The 18,463-nt window shown below is 58.3% G+C and carries 17 protein-coding genes and 1 other RNA gene; 5 read left to right on the top strand and 13 right to left on the bottom strand.

The features are described 5' to 3' along the window. Window positions 1-197: 197 nt before the first annotated feature. A complete protein-coding gene (locus MUU53_RS14465; protein ID WP_247261517.1) occupies window positions 198-1,982 on the bottom strand; it encodes an ABC transporter transmembrane domain-containing protein in 1,785 nt (594 codons plus the stop codon). A gap of 199 nt (window positions 1,983-2,181) precedes the next feature. On the opposite strand from MUU53_RS14465, the gene rpmE reads away from it, so the two are divergent. Next, window positions 2,182-2,403 (top strand): 50S ribosomal protein L31, encoded by a 222-nt coding sequence (rpmE, locus tag MUU53_RS14460; RefSeq protein ID WP_062555693.1) that lies wholly within the window; start codon window positions 2,182-2,184, stop codon window positions 2,401-2,403. A 126-nt stretch (window positions 2,404-2,529) separates the two neighbouring features. Continuing rightward, window positions 2,530-3,423: a D-alanyl-D-alanine carboxypeptidase family protein gene (locus MUU53_RS14455; protein WP_247261516.1), complete on the top strand. Its 894-nt coding sequence runs from the start codon at window positions 2,530-2,532 to the stop codon at window positions 3,421-3,423. Window positions 3,424-3,502: 79 nt separating this feature from the next. Here MUU53_RS14455 and rcdA read toward each other — a convergent pair whose 3' ends face one another. From rcdA to MUU53_RS14400, 11 genes are all read right to left on the bottom strand, one after another. Further along, window positions 3,503-4,015, bottom strand: a complete 513-nt coding sequence (gene rcdA / locus MUU53_RS14450; protein ID WP_062555692.1) for a protease adaptor protein RcdA — start codon at window positions 4,013-4,015, stop codon at window positions 3,503-3,505. 449 nt (window positions 4,016-4,464) lie between these two features. Beyond that, window positions 4,465-4,656, bottom strand: coding sequence for a DUF1192 domain-containing protein (locus MUU53_RS14445; protein ID WP_062555691.1), 192 nt, complete (start codon window positions 4,654-4,656; stop codon window positions 4,465-4,467). Between the two features lie 7 nt (window positions 4,657-4,663). Continuing rightward, complete coding sequence (locus MUU53_RS14440; RefSeq protein ID WP_247261515.1) at window positions 4,664-5,488, bottom strand: TIGR00282 family metallophosphoesterase; 825 nt, start codon at window positions 5,486-5,488, stop codon at window positions 4,664-4,666. A 10-nt stretch (window positions 5,489-5,498) separates the two neighbouring features. Beyond that, the gene (locus MUU53_RS14435; RefSeq protein ID WP_247261514.1) at window positions 5,499-6,080 is read right to left on the bottom strand and encodes a 5-formyltetrahydrofolate cyclo-ligase; all 582 of its coding nucleotides are present in this window, start codon (window positions 6,078-6,080) and stop codon (window positions 5,499-5,501) included. Beyond that, entirely contained in the window at window positions 6,077-7,363 is a 1,287-nt protein-coding gene (locus MUU53_RS14430; protein ID WP_281435141.1) for a hemolysin family protein, read from the bottom strand. The genes MUU53_RS14435 and MUU53_RS14430 overlap by 4 nt, the downstream gene beginning before the upstream one ends. A 186-nt stretch (window positions 7,364-7,549) precedes the next feature. Next, on the bottom strand, window positions 7,550-8,590 hold the full coding sequence (locus MUU53_RS14425; protein ID WP_247261513.1) for a sensor histidine kinase: 1,041 nt from the start codon (window positions 8,588-8,590) through the stop codon (window positions 7,550-7,552). A 15-nt stretch (window positions 8,591-8,605) separates the two neighbouring features. Continuing rightward, the gene (locus MUU53_RS14420; protein ID WP_062555687.1) at window positions 8,606-9,043 is read right to left on the bottom strand and encodes a response regulator; all 438 of its coding nucleotides are present in this window, start codon (window positions 9,041-9,043) and stop codon (window positions 8,606-8,608) included. Continuing rightward, on the bottom strand, window positions 9,040-10,539 hold the full coding sequence (locus MUU53_RS14415) for a sensor histidine kinase (protein WP_247261512.1): 1,500 nt from the start codon (window positions 10,537-10,539) through the stop codon (window positions 9,040-9,042). Before MUU53_RS14415 ends, MUU53_RS14420 begins: the two co-directional genes overlap by 4 nt. Window positions 10,540-10,633: 94 nt before the next feature. Beyond that, window positions 10,634-10,792, bottom strand: a non-coding RNA gene (gene ssrS, locus MUU53_RS14410) — 6S RNA. A 61-nt stretch (window positions 10,793-10,853) separates the two neighbouring features. Then, window positions 10,854-11,234, bottom strand: a complete 381-nt coding sequence (locus MUU53_RS14405; protein ID WP_247261511.1) for a cell division protein ZapA — start codon at window positions 11,232-11,234, stop codon at window positions 10,854-10,856. 33 nt (window positions 11,235-11,267) lie between these two features. Then, window positions 11,268-11,540 carry a DUF4164 domain-containing protein gene (locus MUU53_RS14400; RefSeq protein ID WP_247261510.1) on the bottom strand — a complete coding sequence of 91 codons (273 nt, stop codon included), beginning with the start codon at window positions 11,538-11,540 and terminating at the stop codon, window positions 11,268-11,270. A 347-nt stretch (window positions 11,541-11,887) separates the two neighbouring features. Here MUU53_RS14400 and tkt point away from each other — a divergent pair, with 347 nt between their 5' ends. Next, the gene (gene tkt, locus MUU53_RS14395) at window positions 11,888-13,867 is read left to right on the top strand and encodes a transketolase (RefSeq protein ID WP_247261509.1); all 1,980 of its coding nucleotides are present in this window, start codon (window positions 11,888-11,890) and stop codon (window positions 13,865-13,867) included. Window positions 13,868-13,934: 67 nt separating this feature from the next. Beyond that, a complete protein-coding gene (gap, locus tag MUU53_RS14390; RefSeq protein WP_247261508.1) occupies window positions 13,935-14,945 on the top strand; it encodes a type I glyceraldehyde-3-phosphate dehydrogenase in 1,011 nt (336 codons plus the stop codon). 74 nt (window positions 14,946-15,019) lie between these two features. Here gap and MUU53_RS14385 read toward each other — a convergent pair whose 3' ends face one another. Continuing rightward, on the bottom strand, window positions 15,020-16,306 hold the full coding sequence (locus MUU53_RS14385; protein ID WP_247261507.1) for a TadE/TadG family type IV pilus assembly protein: 1,287 nt from the start codon (window positions 16,304-16,306) through the stop codon (window positions 15,020-15,022). Window positions 16,307-16,628: 322 nt separating this feature from the next. Here MUU53_RS14385 and MUU53_RS14380 point away from each other — a divergent pair, with 322 nt between their 5' ends. Next, window positions 16,629-18,458 carry a potassium/proton antiporter gene (locus MUU53_RS14380; protein ID WP_247261506.1) on the top strand — a complete coding sequence of 610 codons (1,830 nt, stop codon included), beginning with the start codon at window positions 16,629-16,631 and terminating at the stop codon, window positions 18,456-18,458. Window positions 18,459-18,463 lie beyond the last annotated feature (5 nt).

The raw sequence follows: 18,463 nt of genomic DNA, 5'->3' as shown, positions 1-18,463 counted from the left end.
TCCCGTAAATGGTCAAGCCAGCAGACGGTTCTCCTCCACGCCTGCCAGATGCGCGGAATTTTTGTCGCACGGATTCGCAATACAACGGAAATACGACGAGCGATCGGGAGGCACGCGCCAGACAATCTGCGAATGGGTGATTTTCCACCCATGCACACCATTTGCCGGGTGGATTTCCACCCAACGCCCGGCCTCTCTTATTGCGCGGCGATGAAGCTCTGGCTCCCAGCCTCGAATTGCAGTTTGGCAAGGCTGGCATAGAGGCCGCCCTTCGCAACCAGTTGCTGGTGCGTTCCTTCCTCAACGATCCGCCCGTTCTCCATGACCAGAATGCGATCGGCCCTGAGAATGGTCGCAAGGCGGTGAGCGATAACGATGGTCGTGCGGTTCTGCATCAGACCGTCTAGTGCCTTTTGGACCAGCGTTTCGCTTTCGGCATCCAGCGCTGAGGTGGCTTCGTCCAGAAGCAGCACGGGAGCATCCTTGAGGATGGCGCGGGCTATGGCAATGCGCTGTCTCTGGCCGCCGGAAAGGCTAACGCCACGTTCGCCCGCCATGGTGTCGTAGCCGTTTTCGAGGCGGGAAATGAACTCATCCGCCTGCGCCGCAATCGCCGCCTGCCGAACGGCCTCGCGCGTAGCATTCGGCTGTCCGAAGGCGATGTTGTCGTGAATAGAAGCGGCAAAGATCGTCACATCCTGCGGCACGATGGCAAGACGCGACCGAAGTTCTGCAAGCCTTGCCTCGCGCAGATCGACGCCATCGAGGCGAATTGCGCCGGATGTCGGATCATAAAAACGCATTAGCAGCGCGAGCAACGTGCTCTTGCCAGCGCCCGATGGCCCCACGACGGCGACTGTTTCGCCCGCAGCGACTGTGAAGGACAGCTGCTCGATGGCTGCCGCATTGGTCCGTGTCGGGTAGATGAAGCCAACCTTGTCGAAGCTGACTTCGCCGCGTGCGGGGGAGGGCAGGGAGACCGGATGCTGCGGATCGCGAATCGCCGGGACTTCGCTCAGCAATTCGCTGAGGCGCTCCGCCGCGCCACCAGCCTGCGAAAGCTCTCCCCAGACCTCGGAAAGCTGACCGAGTGAGCTTGCGGCAATGACCGAATAAAGAACGAATTGCCCAAGCGTTCCGGCGGTCATGGTGCCGTTCAGCACGCTTTGTGCGCCGTACCACAGCACGCCGACAATGCTGCCAAAGACCATCAGGATGGCAAAACCTGTCAGAAACGCCCGTGACCGGATGGCAACGCGTGCTGCATCATAGGCCGCTTCGACGGTCGAGGTGTAGCGCGCGCTTGCGGCCTGTTCCGCGCCGAAAGCGTGAACGGTCCGGTTGGCCGATATGGTCTCAGACGCGAAGGCAGAGGTTGCAGCCAGCGTATCCTGGGCCGCGCGCGCGCGGCGGCGAACGGAGCGCCCGAAACCCACCAGCGGGAAGACGATCAGCGGAATGGCGCCCAGAACCAGAAGCGAGAGCTTGGGGCTTGTCAGGATCATCATCGCCATCGCGCCAAGACAGAGGATGACATTGCGCAGGGCCTGTGAGGCGGCGGAACCGAAGGCAGACTTGATCTGAGTCGTATCCGCCGTCAGACGCGAAACGATCTCTCCGGACTGGTTGACATCAAAGAAGGAGGCCGAGAGCGCGGTGACCCGCTGGAAGACTTCTGTGCGAAGATCGGCAACGACACGTTCACCGATCGTGATGACATAGTAGTAACGCATGGCGCTCGACACCGCGAGAAGCACGGCCAGCGCCAGCAACATGGCAAAATAGCTGTTGATGAAGCTGCCGTCTGCCGCCGCGAAACCATGATCCACCATGCGGCGCACGGCCAGCGGCAACATCAGCGTTGTTGCCGCCGCAAGCGCCAGAAACACGCCTGCAGCCGCCACCATCTTTCTGTAGCGCATGACATAGGGCATCAGGCGCAGCAGAGGCTGGGGGGAGCGGCGCGTCTTCTCGGCTTTCATCGGGCATTTCCGTCTGGCTTGGCCACAAAACAGGGCTGTTCAGCCCGTTTGCGGGTACTTGTGCTTTGGGAGACCTTCCTGTATAGGCTCCGCATCGAATTGGGAAGCCGTGGCCTTGACCGGTGCACGGCTTCATTTACGGAATAGGGTCGCTCGCTGCAATTGCGACATAAAGACCCCGCAAAGCAGGAACTGTGTCATGAAGGCGAACATCCATCCCGACTACCACAAGATCAAGGTTGTCATGACTGACGGCACCGAATACGAAACCTTCTCCACGTGGGGTTCGGAAGGCGCAGTGATGAACCTGGAAATCGATTCCAAGTCGCATCCGGCATGGACCGGCGGCAGCCAGCAGCTGATGGACCGTGGTGGCCGCGTTTCCAAGTTCAACAAGCGCTTCGGCGGCCTCGGCCTCTGATCTTGAGCCGGATCATGCATCCGGTTCTCTGACGATATCCTGCCGCCCGAGGCGAAAGCTTCCGGGCGGTTTTCTTTTTTGTCCGAAAGCCGGTATCCCGGCTTTCGCAACATGAAGAGAATGCTCATGTCTTTTGCTTTTTCGCGGTCGCTGACCTCGCTTTTCGTCGCAGGCTCCCTGTTTCTGTCCACTGCACCGGTCCATGCCGAAGGCAATCAGGCCAGCCTGGTCATCGATGTGAAAACCGGCCAGGTGCTGGAAGCCGACCGTGCGACGGAGCTGCATTATCCGGCTTCGCTCACGAAGATGATGACGCTCTACATGACGTTCGAGGCTTTGCATTCCGGCAAACTCAAGTGGACGGACCGGATCAAGATTTCCGAGAATGCCAACAACAAGGAGCCGTACAAGTTTGCGATCGGCGCCGGAAACACCATCAGCGTGCGCGAGGCGGTCGAAGGCATGATCGTGATCTCTGCCAATGATGCCGCAACCGCCATGGGCGAATATTTCGGTGGCACGGAAGAAGGGTTCGGAAAGCTGATGACGGCAAAGGCGCGTCAGCTCGGCATGGCCAATACCGTCTTCAAGAACCCCGCCGGACTTCCCGACCCCGAGCAGGTGACCACTGCTGCCGACATGGCGAAGCTTGGCATGGCGTTGATGCGCGACTTCCCCGAAGACTTCAAGATGTTCTCCGCGCGATCCATCCAGTTCCGCAGCATGAAGATCCGCGGTCATAACGGCGTACTGAACACCTATCCGGGCGCCAGCGGAATCAAGACAGGCTATACGGATGCATCCGGCTACAATCTTGTGACTTCAGTGTCGCGAGGAGGGCGCAGTCTCGTCGGTGTCGTGCTGGGCGGAAAGACGGCTCAGGAACGGGACGAGACGATGAAGGTTCTCCTCGATCGCTTCCTGCCGGCTGATCCGACGGCTGTGGCAAAGCGTCCCGGTGCGGATGTCGTTGCTCCTGCAAAGACAGCGACCGTCAAGACAACCGTTGCCCAGCCCTGACAATATCTATTCGAGCAAAGAAAAAGCCGCGTCGCCCTTCATAGGCATCGCGGCTTTTTTCATGCATTTCTGGCTGGGCTCAAGCGCCCTTGAAGGCCGTCCGTAGGAGATCGAGCTGCGCACGAACGCTGTTCTCGTTGTCCGGAACGATGGCTTCCTGCGGGCGATAGATTTCGCGATCGAGAAGCGCAACGCGGTTCTGCAGGCGCAGCGAACGCTCGACAAGATCACGGAAGGCTTCCGGAAGGTCACCCCAGCCCGGCGCCATGCGATCGACATTGAAACCGTCGAGGCGAACCTTGTTCTTCTCCGCAAGCACCTGATCGTAGCTCATCTCGCCATTGTTGACGGCGCGCTGCAGCAGCAGCCACGATGCCATCTGCATAAGGCGGGTGGTAAGCCGCATGGATTCGGCTGCGTAAAGAACGGTCGCGACACGCGGCAGCACCTTGGACGCGGCGCGGCCCGGGCCATCGAGATAAGCGGCGGTCTCTTCGACCAGTGACATGCCTTCCGTATACAGCGCCTTGAACTGCGACGAGCTAGCGGCGCGGCCAGCGAAACTTACGGTATTCAATACCTGCTCTGACATCGAGATAATCCTGCTAACGCATCCACTTGATCAGGCAATGACGAAACCACGCAAAAGGTTCCGCTCTCGCTTCTTTCTGCAACAGAAGATGATCCCACTAGCGCAAATCCGCAAGGCGTTTCTTAAAGAAGGGTTAATTCCCACAGTTTATAAGCATAGACACAAAAAAAAGAGCCGCAGTAGCGGCTCTCAAGGTAAAACAGGGAGAATCAGACCAAATCGCCGATCGGAGAAACTGTCTGAGACCAGGAAACCCAGTCAAACTCATCATTACTGAAAATGCTTAATGAGGGATTAATAGGTTTACACAAAGTGTAAATTCTTCGCGAGCAGCCATTCCAGCTTGGACCAAAGCTGTCTCGCAAAGAAAAACATCGCCACTTCAGATCGAAAATCTGCTGAAGTGATTCGTACGGTTGCAAACATTGGGCAGCATGAGGCGCTTTGTCTCATCGCTTGAAGAAGTCTTCCGCTGCCCGGCGTCCCGCATCCTTCTGCGCGCGCTCTGCCTTCAAACGAACGATTTCCGCCTCGAGCAAAGCGACGCGCTTGTCCAGCTCGTCCGCAGACAAGAGCGAGAGGTCGCAGCCGATTTCGTGCTGCGTTACCTTTTTCGGGCGGTCGTCATCGAAGATGCTCATTGTCCGGTTATCTCCAAAATTCGGGAATGGCTTCCTGCAGGCGAGGGCCGATGCGAAGCGGGGCAATCTTTTCCGCAAGCCCGGTGCTGTCGGATATTTCCACGCCAACGCCACAGATCGTTGCGGGACCGCTGGCGGCCTCGAAACGCCCCTTCGGCATCTTGGAAATGAAGCGGTTCAGCGGCTCTTCCTTTTCCATGCCGAGCGATGAATCGTAATCGCCGCACATGCCGGCATCGGACATATAGGCGGTTCCGCCGTTCAGGATCTGGTGATCGGCCGTCGGAACATGCGTATGCGTACCCACGACAAAACTTGCACGACCATCGACAAAATGCCCGAAGCACTGCTTCTCGCTTGTTGCTTCCGCATGGAAATCGAAGACGATGGCGTCCGCCTGTTCCTTGAGCGGGCAAGCGTCGAGAATGGCTTCGGCGCTCTTGAAGGGATCATCCAGCTCCGGATGCATGAAGACGCGGCCCATGATGTTGGCGGCCAGAACGCGCGCGCCGTTACGGGCGTAAAACAGGCCGGAGCCGCGACCTGGGGTGCCAGCCGGGTAATTGGCAGGACGCAGGAACTGATCGTGACGGCCAGCAAATGAAACGGCTTCCTTCTGATCCCAGACATGGTTACCGGTGGTCACCACATCGGCGCCGGCATTGATCGTCTCGAGATAAATATCTTCGGTGATGCCGAAGCCGCCCGCAGCATTCTCACCGTTGACGATGACGAAATCGAGCTTGAGGTCCGAGATGAGGCCGGGAAGGCGATCCCAGACGGCAGTGCGTCCGGTCTTGCCTACCATATCGCCGAGAAAGAGAAGTCGCATACCAATCCGTTCAGCTGTTCAGGCGTCTCAGGCCGCTTTCTGTGAGGATGCCGTGAAGACGCATATCGTGAGGTTCTGCGGGCACTGATGCCACTTCCTGACAATCGAAGGCAATGCCGATCAGGCGCGGATGCAAGCCTTTCCTGTGCAAACGGTCGATTGCGCGGTCGTAATAACCGCCGCCGTAGCCGATCCGATGGCCGGTCCTGTCAAAGGCTGCCAGGGGTACGAGCATCAGCGAAGGGTCCAGTTCCGCGCAATCGGCACCCGGACCGAAGGTGCCGAACCCCAACGGCACCAGAGGACGGTCTGCATGCAGTTCGCGAAAAACGATGGTCGTTTTGTCGAGGATAACCGGTAGGCAAAGAACGGCGCCGCGCGACTTGAGGTCTGCCATCAGCGGCCTGATATCGACTTCGGACCGGATCGGGAAGAAACCGGATACGACCATGCCCGGCTCGATTTCCAGTGTGGTAAGGCCTGTCTCGGCGATTGTCAGGCTCTTTTCGATGCGTTCGGATGTCGGCAGCTGGTTGCGGACTGCCAGCCTTTCTGCTCTCAGAAGAGCCTTCGCCGCGACCTTGTCCGTCATGCTCCGACCGTTGCCTTTTGCACCAGAAGTTTGTCGATGCGCCTGCCATCCAGATCGATTACTTCGAAGGACCAACCATTCCAGTTAAATCGCTCACCCAGTTCCGGTAGATGCTTCAGCTCGTCCAGAACAAAGCCGGCAACCGTCTCGTAATCCGGATCCTCTTTCATGGAGAAGCCCATCTGATGGGCGAATTCATCGACCGGCATCCAGCCAGCCACGAGGAAGGAACCGTCGTCCCGCTGAACGATTGCGGGCTCTTCGACTTCATCTTCCTGGAACACCCCAGTGATGGCCTCCAGAATGTCGCCGGAGGTTACAATGCCTTCGAAGTGGCCATACTCATCATAGACCAAAACCATATGGGCGCTGGACTTGCGCAGGGCCTGTATCACGTCGATAGCGCCCGTGAGATCGGAGACCACGGGTGCCTCGCGCATCCGGTTGCGAATATCTGGATCCTTGCCTTCGGCAATCGCCTCGTAGGCATCCTTCACGAACAGAACGCCAAGAATTTCGTCGGACGAGCCATTGCGAACCGGTAGCCGGGATTTTTGCGTGTTCCTGAGCTGTGCGCGGATTTCCGCCGGATCGTCCTCGATGTCGATGACTTCCACATCGCGGCGGGGGGTCATCAATCCGCGGGCGGTCCGGTCTGCAAGGCGCATGACACCGGAGATCATCGCCGATTCTTCGGTCTCGATCACGCCCGCGATCTGCGCTTCGGCAAGAACCGTGCGAATTTCCTCATCGGTCATTCGCTCCTCGGATTCGCCCTTCTGACCCAGGAGCGCCAGAACGCTTCGACCGGAGGCATCCAGCAGCCACACCAGGGGAAGCGCGAGCTTCGACAGAAGCACCATCATCGGCGCAACGCGCGCTGCAACCGTTTCCGGAGCTCGCAGCGCGATCTGCTTGGGTACCAGCTCGCCAACAATCAGCGAAAGATAGGTGATAGCTACAACGACCGAGCCGACGCCGAGGCCATCCGCCCAGCCTTGAGGAAGGCCCATGGACAGAAGCCAGGCGGACAGGCGAGCCCCGAGGGTTGCACCGGAGAAAGCGCCTGAAAGGACGCCGACGAGCGTGATGCCGATTTGAACGGAGGAAAGGAAACGGCCAGGGTCTTCTGCCAGCTTGATGGCCTGCGCGGCACCTCTGTTGCCCTGTTCTGCCATGAGCTTCAGGCGAACGGCACGGGAGGAAACGACAGCCAGTTCGGACATGGCTAGTACGCCGTTAAGGATGGTGAGAAGAACGACGATGGATATTTCGGTTAACAAGTGACTCTCATTTGTTGCGCCAGAGTTTGAACCACCTTGCATGAAGCATGGTAAACCCGGGCCGACTCGAACATCCGGTCGACCCCGCCGCGCAAACACATGGAAGCTGTTTCGGTTCCATGGTGAAGGCCACGGCTGACGTTAGGAGCCGGATATTATCGGTCGTGCTGCGCCTTGGCAATGCGCTCAGCCCGTTTGTCCGAGCTCCAGAGTAAGTTCCGCACGCGTTCCGCGTGTGACGTCCGCATAGGCGATGGAGCTTCCAAGGGTTGCAGCCATCGAACGAATGATGCGGCTGCCCAGTCCTGTACCATTGGGTGTCGATTCTTCGACGAGACCGATGCCGTCATCTTCTACGGCCAGGAGGGCGTTGTCGTCACCCGTGCGCTTTAGATGTACCCGCACCTCTCCGCCGGACCCCACGGGATAGGCGTATTTCAGTGCATTGGTCAGGAGTTCGGTCACAATCATGCCGACCGAGACCGCGCGATCCGATGACAGTGATACAGCGTCAGCATCCAGCGAAATAGCAGGCCCTTTACTGCCAAGATTGACGGAACGTTGCACCTCTTGCACCAATGTTGCGAGGTATTTGTCCATCTCCACATGTCGGACATCGTCCGAGGTATAGAGGCTGCGGTGCATGCCCGCGATGGCGGTAATGCGGGCCTGCGTCTCCGTCAGGGCGTCGCGGACTGCCTCGTCTTTGCTGTTCGTTACCTGAAGACGGATCAGTGCGGCTACCAGTGCCAGACTGTTGGCAACCCGGTGGTTGACTTCTGCCAGCAGAACTTCCGCGCGTTCTTTCCCGCGGCGGATTTCCTGTTCGGCAAGCTCTTTCGCCCGGTGCAGTTCCGCTGTGGCAATGGCCTGGCGCAGCGCGCTTTCCATCAGAGACCAGAATTCCTCGCCAACAGTCTTGATCACATAGTCTGCGGCACCGCTTTTTAGCGCATCGACTGCAATCGTCGCCTCGCTCGATCCCGTCACGTAGATTGTCGGGATGGAGAGACCGCGTTCCTTCAACATACGCAGAATGTCGAGACCTGTCTCCGATCGCAGATAGTGATCGAGGACAATGGCATCGTAATGGTTGGCGTCCAGTGCGGCGAGGCAGGCCGCACCATCCATGACATGCTCCACCGTATAGCCGACGCGACCGAGCGAACGCTGGGCAAGCCGGCCGAGCGCTGCATCGTCGTCAACGTAAAGGATGGTCTGCGACATTGTCTCCACGCTGTATCAAGGGATTTGCATGACGGAAAAGAACAGGCCCAACTGCCGGATGGCGTTGGCGAAACTGTCGTAATCCACGGGCTTGGTAATGTACACGTTGGCGCCGAGATCATAGCAACGCTGGATTTCGCGCTCGTCATCCGTCGTGGTGAGGATCACCACCGGCAGGCGCTTGGCATGCGGGTTGGACTTTACCTTCTCCAGAATATCGATGCCGGACATGTCCGGCAGGTTCAGGTCGAGAAGGATGAGGATGTACCTGTTCTGAATGTTGTCGCCGGTCCGGTCGGGGCCGAGAATGTAGTCGAGAGCGGCGTTCCCGTTGGTGAAGGGAATGATCTCGTTGTTGACGCCCGCCCGGCGTACGTTTTTCTCAATCAGGCGGGCATGGCCTTCGTCATCCTCGACCATGACGATTGTGACTTCGCGTCCTGCAGCTTTCATACCCCGTGACTCCTGACATACTGGGAAAGATCCATCGGCAGGCGCACAATGAAAGTTGAGCCGCCGCCGAGCGTGGAGGTGACCGTAATCTCACCTCCTAAATTTCTAACTAATGATCTAACATGGGCGAGGCCGATGCCTTCACCCGGACTATCCTGCTGACCTGAACGGCGGAAGAGCTCGAAAACCCGTTCGTGATCTTCAGGAGCTATACCGCGACCGTTGTCCTGTACTTCGATGCGAAGCGCCGTTCGACCGACAGAATAGGCTTTGACAACCAGTTGCAACGGACGCTGCGGGCTTTTGTACTTCACTGCGTTGTCGAAGAGATTGCCGAAGATCTGCTCGAGCGAGAACTTGTCAGTCACAAGGTTGCGGGCGGCCTGCACCGAGATGGTGACTTCGCCACCGGCATCGGTCACCTGGTGGTTGATGCTAGCCGCCGTTGCGTCCAGGAGCTCTTGCAGGTTGACCGGCTCCGGCTTCAGTTCCCTGCGTCCATCGCGGGAAATCTTGAGGATTGCATTGATGAGCCCATCCATCTTTTTCGTAGAGGAGCGGATGAAGGAAATCGCTTCCGGCAGATCCTCTTCCACGGCGAGGCGCGCCTGCTGAACCTGATCGTCCGTCAACTTGTCGCCATCGGCCAGGACATAGGCGCGGATCGACTTCAGTGTCTGGTCCAGCTCACTGGTGAAGCCCATGATGTTGACGAGTGGCGCACGTAGATCATGGCTGACGATATAGGCGTAGCGCTGGATCTCGCGGTTTGCCTGGATGAGATCCTCGGTGCGCTCATCGACGCGCTCTTCTAGCCCCGCATTCAGCGCTTCAACCTCGCGATGGGCACGGGAAAGTTCTCGAACGTGTTGAACGACAATCAGAATAGCGCCCCCCACGACGATCATGATGACGATGCCGCCGCCCATCGTCGCCCATTGGAGGGTGCCTGCTGTGCCATTGAGGTCTTGAATGCCCGTGCTCAGTCTTTCGTCCAGATCGCGAATGAGGGTGATCAGTAGGCCGCTGATGTTATCCATGATCTCGCGGCCGGTCGCTTCGCGAACAAGCGTAATTGCTGCGTCAAAACGGTCGGCCTCGGCCAGATCAAGCGTACGCTTCATCTCTGCCAGCTTGGCATTGAGCAAAGTGTTGAACTGCTCCACCGGGAAGTGCACTGCCGTCTGACCGTCATAGGCCTTCTGGAAACGGGATCGGGACGCAGCGACTCGCTCGGTTGCCGCCAGATAGGGCTCGAGAAATTCTCGATCACGGCTCAGGAGAAAGCCGCGCTGCCCAGCTTCTGCGGCGCGCAGTAAAAGCATCATGTCCGCAGCGGAACTTCTTAAGTCGCGCAGGCGCACGACGTCCGCAAAGTAGCTTTGCGTCGAGCGCGCCAGATAAACGGAAGAGACGACGATGGCGGCCAGAACGGCTGCGCCAATCATCAGCATCAGAAGCGACGAACGCGCGAATTTTTTATTTGTGAATGGCATATATTAGAGAACCCTACCCCGGACGGGGTAGTTGGTCTTGCCGCGCGAGAAGTCAAGGCTTTACACGCAAAAGGTTTTTCAACCTTCAAAGAAAGTACGATCCACGACAACCGATGGAGATTTACGATCCTGGGCGCCTACAAAAGTAGGTGGGCGCCGTGTGTCCAGGCCCACGGGCCTGGTCAGGGACAGCTCCCTTTGGATCGAGTATGGCCCCAGGGATTGTGGTTCCTGTCGGGAAGCGCAGACCGCAACACCAATATAAGCGAGAAGGTGAGGGATCGCCAGAGGGGCGAACGGAAATAGATGAGATATCAGTTGGACGGGTTCTGAGCAGGCCGCGTATTGAGCTTTGCGGTGATGCCTTCAAGTCGTCCCGCAAGTTCCGAGAGCGTGTGGATCATCGCGACCTCGCTCCTGTGCTGTGCTTCGGCGGCACCATTGCCCTCAGCTTTGAGAACGTCAAGCTCTCCCTCAAGCGATGCGATGCGTCGGTTGAGTTCGGAAAGCTCGTCCATGACCATGATCCCCGCCATGACGGTGAGGCGCAGGTCTCCGATCTCGCCGAACTGGCTCTTCAGATGGCCGACATAGCGATCGAAACGGGATGCCAGCATTTCAAGGTGGCTTTCCTGGCCTTCCTCGCAGGCCATGCGGTAGGCCTTGCCGTCAATGGTGATCGTTACCTGAGCCATGGCTGTCGCCTGCTTTCCTGATTATCGGCCTGATTACCGGTCGAGAACGGCACGAATGGTTTCCATCGCCGTCACCAGACGGCGTGATACTTCGCGGTTGACCTCTTCCAGCCGGTTGGCGCGGAATTCCGATTGATCAAGCTCATGCGCCAGACGTGCGCGATCGGCATGAACGCGCCGCACTTCGCTTTCCACATCGGCGGCTTCCCGCTGACGATCCATGCGCATGTCCACGGCAGTCTCAAGGCGGCTTAAGGCAGCCCAGAGTTCGGCTATGGTGGCTTCCAAGGTTTTACTCACCGGCATCCTGCGGGGTCACAAGGCAGAAGATATGGCGATTGCGAATCGTGGCCGCCAAATCTCTCATAAGCATTGCACACTATGCGTCGTGTCATTTCCGGTCAATAAACCGAGCCATGCGTCGGCATACCTTTGCTGTGGATCAAGTCTTTCGACCTGAGGGGCGCTATCCTCATTTTAGGCCTTTCAAGTGAAGCCGACAGATCCTACTTTACGACTGCATCAAATGCAGCGACGAGCCCAGTTCGCGGGTGGCATTTATTGACTTGGCCGTTGCACCTGATATGGAACACCCGCGCCTCGTTTGGTCCTACTCACGGGCTTGATTGACACTGCAAACCAGCGGACTAGCCATGACCTCTGCCGAAAAACATAACCGGATGGCGAATGCGATCCGTTTCCTCTCCATGGATGCGATCGAAAAGGCAAACTCCGGGCACCCAGGCCTGCCAATGGGTGCGGCCGACGTCGCAACCGTTCTGTTCAGCCGTTACCTGAAGTTCGATCCCAAGAACCCGCTCTGGCCGGATCGCGACCGTTTCGTGCTCTCCGCCGGTCACGGCTCGATGCTTCTCTATTCTCTCCTGTACCTAACAGGATATGAGGATATGACGATCGAAGACATCAAGCAGTTCCGCCAGCTCGGTTCCAAGACTGCGGGCCATCCGGAATACGGCCATGCCTCGGGCATCGAGACCACCACGGGTCCGCTCGGTCAGGGCATTGCCAATGCTGTGGGCATGGCGATTGCCGAGCGCAAGCTGGCGCAGGAATTCGGCTCTGAGCTGCAGAACCATTTCACCTATGCGCTGGTCGGCGACGGCTGCCTCATGGAGGGCATCAGCCAGGAAGCCATCGCGCTCGCCGGTCACCTGAAGCTCAACAAGCTCATCGTCTTCTGGGATGACAACAAGATCACCATCGACGGTGCGGTCTCCCTGTCGGATAGCACCAACCAGATCGCCCGCTTCAAATCGGTGAACTGGAACACGATCGAGATCGACGGCCACGATCAGGACGCGATTGCCGCAGCGATCGAGCAGGCGCAGAAGTCTGATCGCCCAACCTTCATCGCCTGCAAAACCATCATCGGTTTTGGCGCGCCGAACAAGCAGGGCAGCCATAAGGTTCACGGCTCACCGCTGGGTGCCGAAGAAATCGCGGCAACCCGCAAGGCGCTCAACTGGGAAGCGGAAGCATTCAGCGTTCCCGCCGACGTTCTGGACAACTGGCGTCTGGCCGGTCTGCGTTCCACCAAGGCACGCAAGGAATGGGAAGAGCGTCTGGCTGCTGCCGAAACCGAAAAGCGTGCCGAGTTCGTGCGCCGTTTTGCCGGCGACCTGCCGGGCGGTTTTGACAGCGCCATCGATGCCTTCAAGAAGAAGGTGGCTGCCAATAATCCGACTGTTGCCACGCGCAAGGCTTCCGAAGATGTGCTGGAAGTGATCAACGGTCTTCTGCCGGAAACGCTGGGTGGTTCCGCCGACCTGACGCCGTCCAACAACACCAAGACCAGCCAGATGAAGTCCATCTCTCCGGATGATTTCTCTGGCCGTTACATGCATTATGGCATCCGCGAGCATGCCACTGCCGCTGCCATGAACGGCATCGCGCTGCATGGTGGACTTATTCCGTATTCGGGCGGCTTCCTGATCTTCTCGGATTACTGCCGCCCGTCCGTTCGTCTGGCGGCCCTGATGGGCATTCGCGTGGTTCACGTCTGGACGCATGACTCCATCGGCGTCGGCGAAGACGGTCCAACGCACCAGCCGGTCGAGCATGTGGCATCGCTGCGCGCGATCCCTGGCCTCATGCTGTTCCGTCCGGCCGACGAGACCGAGACGGCGGAATGCTGGCAGATCGCGCTCAACCACAAGTATCGTCCGTCCGGTCTGGCGCTGACCCGTCAGAACCTGATGCCGGTCCGCAAGGAGTATGAGGAAAAGAACCTCTGCGCCTCGGGAGCCTATGAACTGGTTTCGTCCAGCGATGCCAAGGTTACGCTGTTTGCATCCGGTTCCGAAGTCGAGATCGCGGTCAAGGCTGCTGAAGCCTTGGAAGGCAAGGGTGTTGCCACCCGCGTCGTCTCGGTTCCGTGCGTCGAGCTGTTCTTCGAGCAGTCGGAAGACTATCGCAAGGCAATCCTCGGCAAGTCGCCGGTCAAGATCGCCATCGAGGCAGGCGTTCGCGAGGGCTGGGATGCCTTCATCGGCAACGATGGTGCCTTCATCGGCATGAAGTCCTTCGGTGCTTCCGGTCCGGCCAAGGATCTCTACAAGCACTTCGGCATTACGGTCGAAGCTGTCGTCGCAGCCGCCGAAGCCAAGCTTTGATTATTCCGGGCGCCTGATGGCGCCCGTTTTCCATCACCATAAGCCCAAGTCTAGGGAGTTAATGCACATGACTGTCAAGGTTGCCATCAACGGCTTCGGCCGCATCGGCCGCAACGTTCTCCGTGCCATCGTCGAGTCGGGCCGCACCGACATCGAAGTCGTCGCGATCAACGATCTCGGCCCGGTCGAGACCAATGCTCATCTGCTGCGCTACGATTCCATCCACGGCAAGTTCCCGGCAGAGGTCAAGGTCGAGGGCGATGCGATCACCGTTGGCGGTGGCAAGCCGATCAAGGTCACGGCAGTCAAGGATCCGTCAACGCTTCCGCACAAGGAACTGGGCGTCGACATCGCTCTGGAGTGCACGGGCATCTTCACGGCGCGCGACAAGGCTGCCGCTCACCTGACGGCTGGCGCAAAGCGCGTCATCGTTTCGGCTCCGGCAGACGGCGCGGACCTGACGGTTGTTTACGGCGTCAACCACGACCAGCTGACGAAGGACCATCTGGTCATTTCCAACGCCTCCTGCACCACGAACTGCCTTGTACCGGTCGTGAAGGTTCTGGATGATGCCGTCGGGATCGACCACGGTTTCATGACGACGATCCACTCCTACACGGGCGACCAGCCGACGCTCGACACCATGCACAAGGATCTGTACCGCGCCCGCGCCGCAGCTCTTTCTATGATTCCGACCTCGACCGGTGCTGCCAAGGCCGTTGGCCTGGTTCTGCCGCACCTGAAGGGCAAGCTGGACGGCACGTCCATCCGCGTTCCCACGCCGAACGTTTCCGTGGTGGATTTCAAGTTCGTTGCCAAGCGCGACACGACCGCAAAGGAAATCAACGATGCCATCATCGCTGCTTCGAATGGCGCTCTGAAGGGTATCCTCGGTTATACGGATGAGCCGCTGGTTTCGCGCGACTTCAACCATGACAGCCATTCCTCGATCTTCGCACTCGACCAGACGAAGGTTCTCGAAGGTAATTTCGTGCGTATTCTCAGCTGGTACGACAACGAGTGGGGCTTCTCCAACCGTATGTCGGATACGGCTGTTGCGATGGCAAAGCTCATCTGAGCCATCCAGTAATCAACGAGAAAGGGCGCCTCGAGCGCCCTTTTTCATGTCCGGTGTGTTCTGCGGGCCGTCTGTTATTTGACGAGCCGTCCCACGTTCGACGTGCTGCCACCGTTCGAGGTGGAGGTCGTGGTGCTCGCTGTGGCGGATGGCGTAAACGGTTCCATGCGCCAGTTCGACGTGTTCATGATGACGGAATTGACCACCATGCTGATCTTGCTGGTCTGGTTCGTCGTGGAGTTATAGGTCACGTCGCGGTTGGGCAGGTAGATGATGCCTTCGATGTTTTCGCCCTTGGAGCCGTTGAAGATATATTGCGTCTTGCGACTATTACTGGCCGCGTCCGACGTTTTTTCGAACATGAGAATGTCTTTGTACGCGCCGCTGGTCGAAGGCGAGCCGGTGAAGGTCAAGCCGCCATTGGCCCGGATTTCGCTATCGACATCGGGGAAATAGAAGGTCACGCCCTTTGCTGTTACCGTTGAACCGGAGTTCAATATCATCCTGCCCTTGATGATGTGGAGGCCGGGTTTGAAGGTGACCGACGGGCTTCCATTGAATGTAACGTCGCAGTGCATGCCAGGTTCTAGTGTAAAGCTGCTGCCATCCCGCGCGCCGGTCGTCGTGCATGATGAGGGAAGCTTTGGCTCAGCGAATTTTCCCCGATAGGGATCAGGATTGACCGCGCAGGCCGTCTTCAGGTTGGAGAGCGTGCCCCCGTTCTTGATGTACTTAGTGCCCTTGACGCAAAATTCCGCGGTATCAACTGTCGAACCGCCATTCATGATGAAGGCTGGATCGGCGGTTGAATGGACATCGATACGACAGGCGTTCGACTTGAGGTTGACCCCCGAATTGATGAGCACCGCCTGCGACTGATTGCCGAGAACATAAAGGCAAGAACCCGCCGTCGTCTGGGTCGCGGTGGACGAGGTTGGCGGTGTTGATGGCGCGCCGTTTACGGTGGCCGTCACGCTGAGCGGCAAGGTGGGCATTCCGACCAAGCCGAGAAACCAACTAGTGTAGCTTCGCGAATACACTCCGGTCAGGCTTCCATCCGTATTTCGGACTACTTTCAGACGCTTGCTTAGTGCACCATCTGTCTGCGTAGCGACGTTTGCCGTATCGAAGGTCGAAATGAAGTCTGCGGTCACATCCTGTTGCGTGCTCAGGTCACTCTCGCGGGCAGCTGCCAAGAGACCGCCATCCAGATGCGCCTGCATCTGCTGACGCTGATCATAGGCTGCATGGATATCGATAGCGCCGCCTGCTGCGAGCAGAAGGATTGGCGCGACAAGAGCCGTTATGATGCTAAAATTAGCAGAATCGCACTGAGCAAAGGACGTTTTGTTATTTCGCAAGGCAGTTCTATCCTACAATATGATCTTACTATCGCTCCATCGCCGGATATTGATCGAAGGGTGTTAAGACGTCGTCACAGGGATGTCTAAAAATCGAAGTATGTGTTATTTTAGTATTTTCAAACATTTAATCGGTTTGCTACATGATGCTGTAGCCGCCCTGCTGCTGCCCGAATCATCGACGCCTATGCATAAAGGCGCGAGATTTTTTTCAGTTGCCGTTGTCTTTTCGGTTGTCGACCGCGAGGCTGGCCTGGAAAGATCGTGAAGAGAGGCCGCCCGCGCGGGCTCTATTACAGTTGGTGCGAGAGGGGCGAGATCTTTGGAGACGTTTTATGTCGTCGTGCTGGTGGGAACGGTGCTTGTTCTCGCGGCCGCCTTCTCCAGTCTGCTCGCCTTCCGGTTTGGCGCGCCCCTTCTTCTGATCTTTCTGATGATCGGGCTCGTTGCCGGAGTGGACGGGATCGGCATCAATTTCAGCAACTTCTCGATGGCCTATGTGCTGGGTTCGCTGGCGCTGGCTGTCATTCTCTTTGATTCCGGCTTCGGCACATCGCTCCATTCCTTCAAGATCGCGGCTGCACCTGCCTTGACGATGGCCTCGGTGGGCGTGGTGCTGACGGCTGCGATATTCGCGTTTGCGGCGTCCCTGCTGCTCGGCATCGACTGGCTGCACGGAATGCTGCTCGGCTCCATTGTCGCCTCGACCGATGCGGCTGCTGTCTTCTTCCTTCTGCGCGTCGGCGGAGTTCACATCCGCGACAAGGTACGCTCGACGCTGGAAGTGGAATCCGGCACCAACGATCCGATGGCGGTATTTCTGACCATCGCGCTGGTCGAACTCATCGCCTCGGGACATGGAGCCTCCGGCTTCAACCTCGACCTGCTGACCATGTTCGTCAAGCAGATGGGGCTTGGCACTGCACTCGGTCTGCTGGGCGGTTTGATGATCGTCTCTGTGCTCAACCGGCTGCCACTGGATCGCGGTCTTGCGCCCATCTTCGTGCTTGGGCTTGCGATGCTGATCTTCTCCTTCACCGGGGCGGTGGGCGGTAGCGGCTTTCTGGCCGTCTATGTTGCGGGCATTTTTGCCGGGAACAAGCGCATCTTCGCCAAGGAAGCAATCCGCCGCTTTCAGGACGGACTGACCTGGCTTGCGCAGATCATCATGTTCCTGGTGTTGGGTCTTCTGGCCACACCTTCGCAGTTCCCTACCATTCTGCTGCCGGCCATCGGGCTTGCGCTCTTCCTCATCTTCGTCGCGCGGCCTATTGCCGTCTGGCTCAGCCTGCTGCCGTTCGACTTTACACAGCAGGAAATCGGTTTCGTGGCCTGGGTGGGCCTGCGTGGTGCGGTTTCCATTCTGCTCGGCATCATGCCGATCCTTGGCGGCATTGACGACCAGCATGTCTTTTTCAATACCGCGTTCATCATCGTGCTCGTCTCGCTGCTGCTGCAAGGCTGGACCATCCGCTCGGTTGCGGAACGGCTTGGCCTGATCATTCCGCCGAGAATGGGCGAGGTGGACAAGGTGGAACTGGACCTGCCGGGCAGGGCCAATCACGAACTCATTTCCTACCGTGTCATCAAGGACAGCCCCATTCTGCGCGGTGAACGCATTCCACGCTGGGCAATGCCCTCGCTCGTCATTCGCGATGGTCGCAGCATGCGCTACCAATATGCCGGTCGATTGCGGGAGAACGACCAGGTCTATCTGTTCATCGCGCCGGGGTACTCTCGCCTGCTTGACCGGCTGTTTGCCAGCCGCGTGCCGGTGGACGAGGATGATGCGGATTTCTTCGGCGCTTTCGCTATCTCGCCCTCGCGTCCCGCGAAGGAACTGGATGCCGCCTATGGTCCGGGCCTTCTGACAACGGCGGAACAGGCCATGACGGTGGGCGATCTCATGACCTACAGGCTTGGCGGCAAGGTGGATTATGCGGACCGGGTGCGTCTTGGATCCATTATCCTGATCGTGCGGGATCTGGACGAGCACGAGCATGTGAGTTCCGTAGGTATCTCACTGGAGCCTGTCGAGCCTGCGACGCGACTGCCGATCTTCATCAATATGCGCGAAATCGCCCATCGCATTCGCGATCTCATCCGCCGTTACCGTGGCAAGCCGGTTCCGGGACAGGAAAATCGGGGGTAGGAAAG

It is taken from the genome of Affinirhizobium lemnae, from assembly GCF_022968395.1.
GTDB lineage: Bacteria > Pseudomonadota > Alphaproteobacteria > Rhizobiales > Rhizobiaceae > Neorhizobium > Neorhizobium lemnae.
Note: the sequence above shows the minus strand (reverse complement) of the source record. Positions and strands in the feature narration are given on the sequence as shown.

Coding starts and splice junctions, on each gene's coding strand:
- MUU53_RS14465 (WP_247261517.1), bottom strand. CDS start 1,982: ATGAAAGCCGAGAAGACGCGCCGCTCCCCCCAGCCTCTGCTGCGCCTG.
- rpmE (WP_062555693.1), top strand. CDS start 2,182: ATGAAGGCGAACATCCATCCCGACTACCACAAGATCAAGGTTGTCATG.
- MUU53_RS14455 (WP_247261516.1), top strand. CDS start 2,530: ATGTCTTTTGCTTTTTCGCGGTCGCTGACCTCGCTTTTCGTCGCAGGC.
- rcdA (WP_062555692.1), bottom strand. CDS start 4,015: ATGTCAGAGCAGGTATTGAATACCGTAAGTTTCGCTGGCCGCGCCGCT.
- MUU53_RS14445 (WP_062555691.1), bottom strand. CDS start 4,656: ATGAGCATCTTCGATGACGACCGCCCGAAAAAGGTAACGCAGCACGAA.
- MUU53_RS14440 (WP_247261515.1), bottom strand. CDS start 5,488: ATGCGACTTCTCTTTCTCGGCGATATGGTAGGCAAGACCGGACGCACT.
- MUU53_RS14435 (WP_247261514.1), bottom strand. CDS start 6,080: ATGACGGACAAGGTCGCGGCGAAGGCTCTTCTGAGAGCAGAAAGGCTG.
- MUU53_RS14425 (WP_247261513.1), bottom strand. CDS start 8,590: ATGTCGCAGACCATCCTTTACGTTGACGACGATGCAGCGCTCGGCCGG.
- MUU53_RS14420 (WP_062555687.1), bottom strand. CDS start 9,043: ATGAAAGCTGCAGGACGCGAAGTCACAATCGTCATGGTCGAGGATGAC.
- MUU53_RS14415 (WP_247261512.1), bottom strand. CDS start 10,539: ATGCCATTCACAAATAAAAAATTCGCGCGTTCGTCGCTTCTGATGCTG.
- MUU53_RS14405 (WP_247261511.1), bottom strand. CDS start 11,234: ATGGCTCAGGTAACGATCACCATTGACGGCAAGGCCTACCGCATGGCC.
- MUU53_RS14400 (WP_247261510.1), bottom strand. CDS start 11,540: ATGCCGGTGAGTAAAACCTTGGAAGCCACCATAGCCGAACTCTGGGCT.
- tkt (WP_247261509.1), top strand. CDS start 11,888: ATGACCTCTGCCGAAAAACATAACCGGATGGCGAATGCGATCCGTTTC.
- gap (WP_247261508.1), top strand. CDS start 13,935: ATGACTGTCAAGGTTGCCATCAACGGCTTCGGCCGCATCGGCCGCAAC.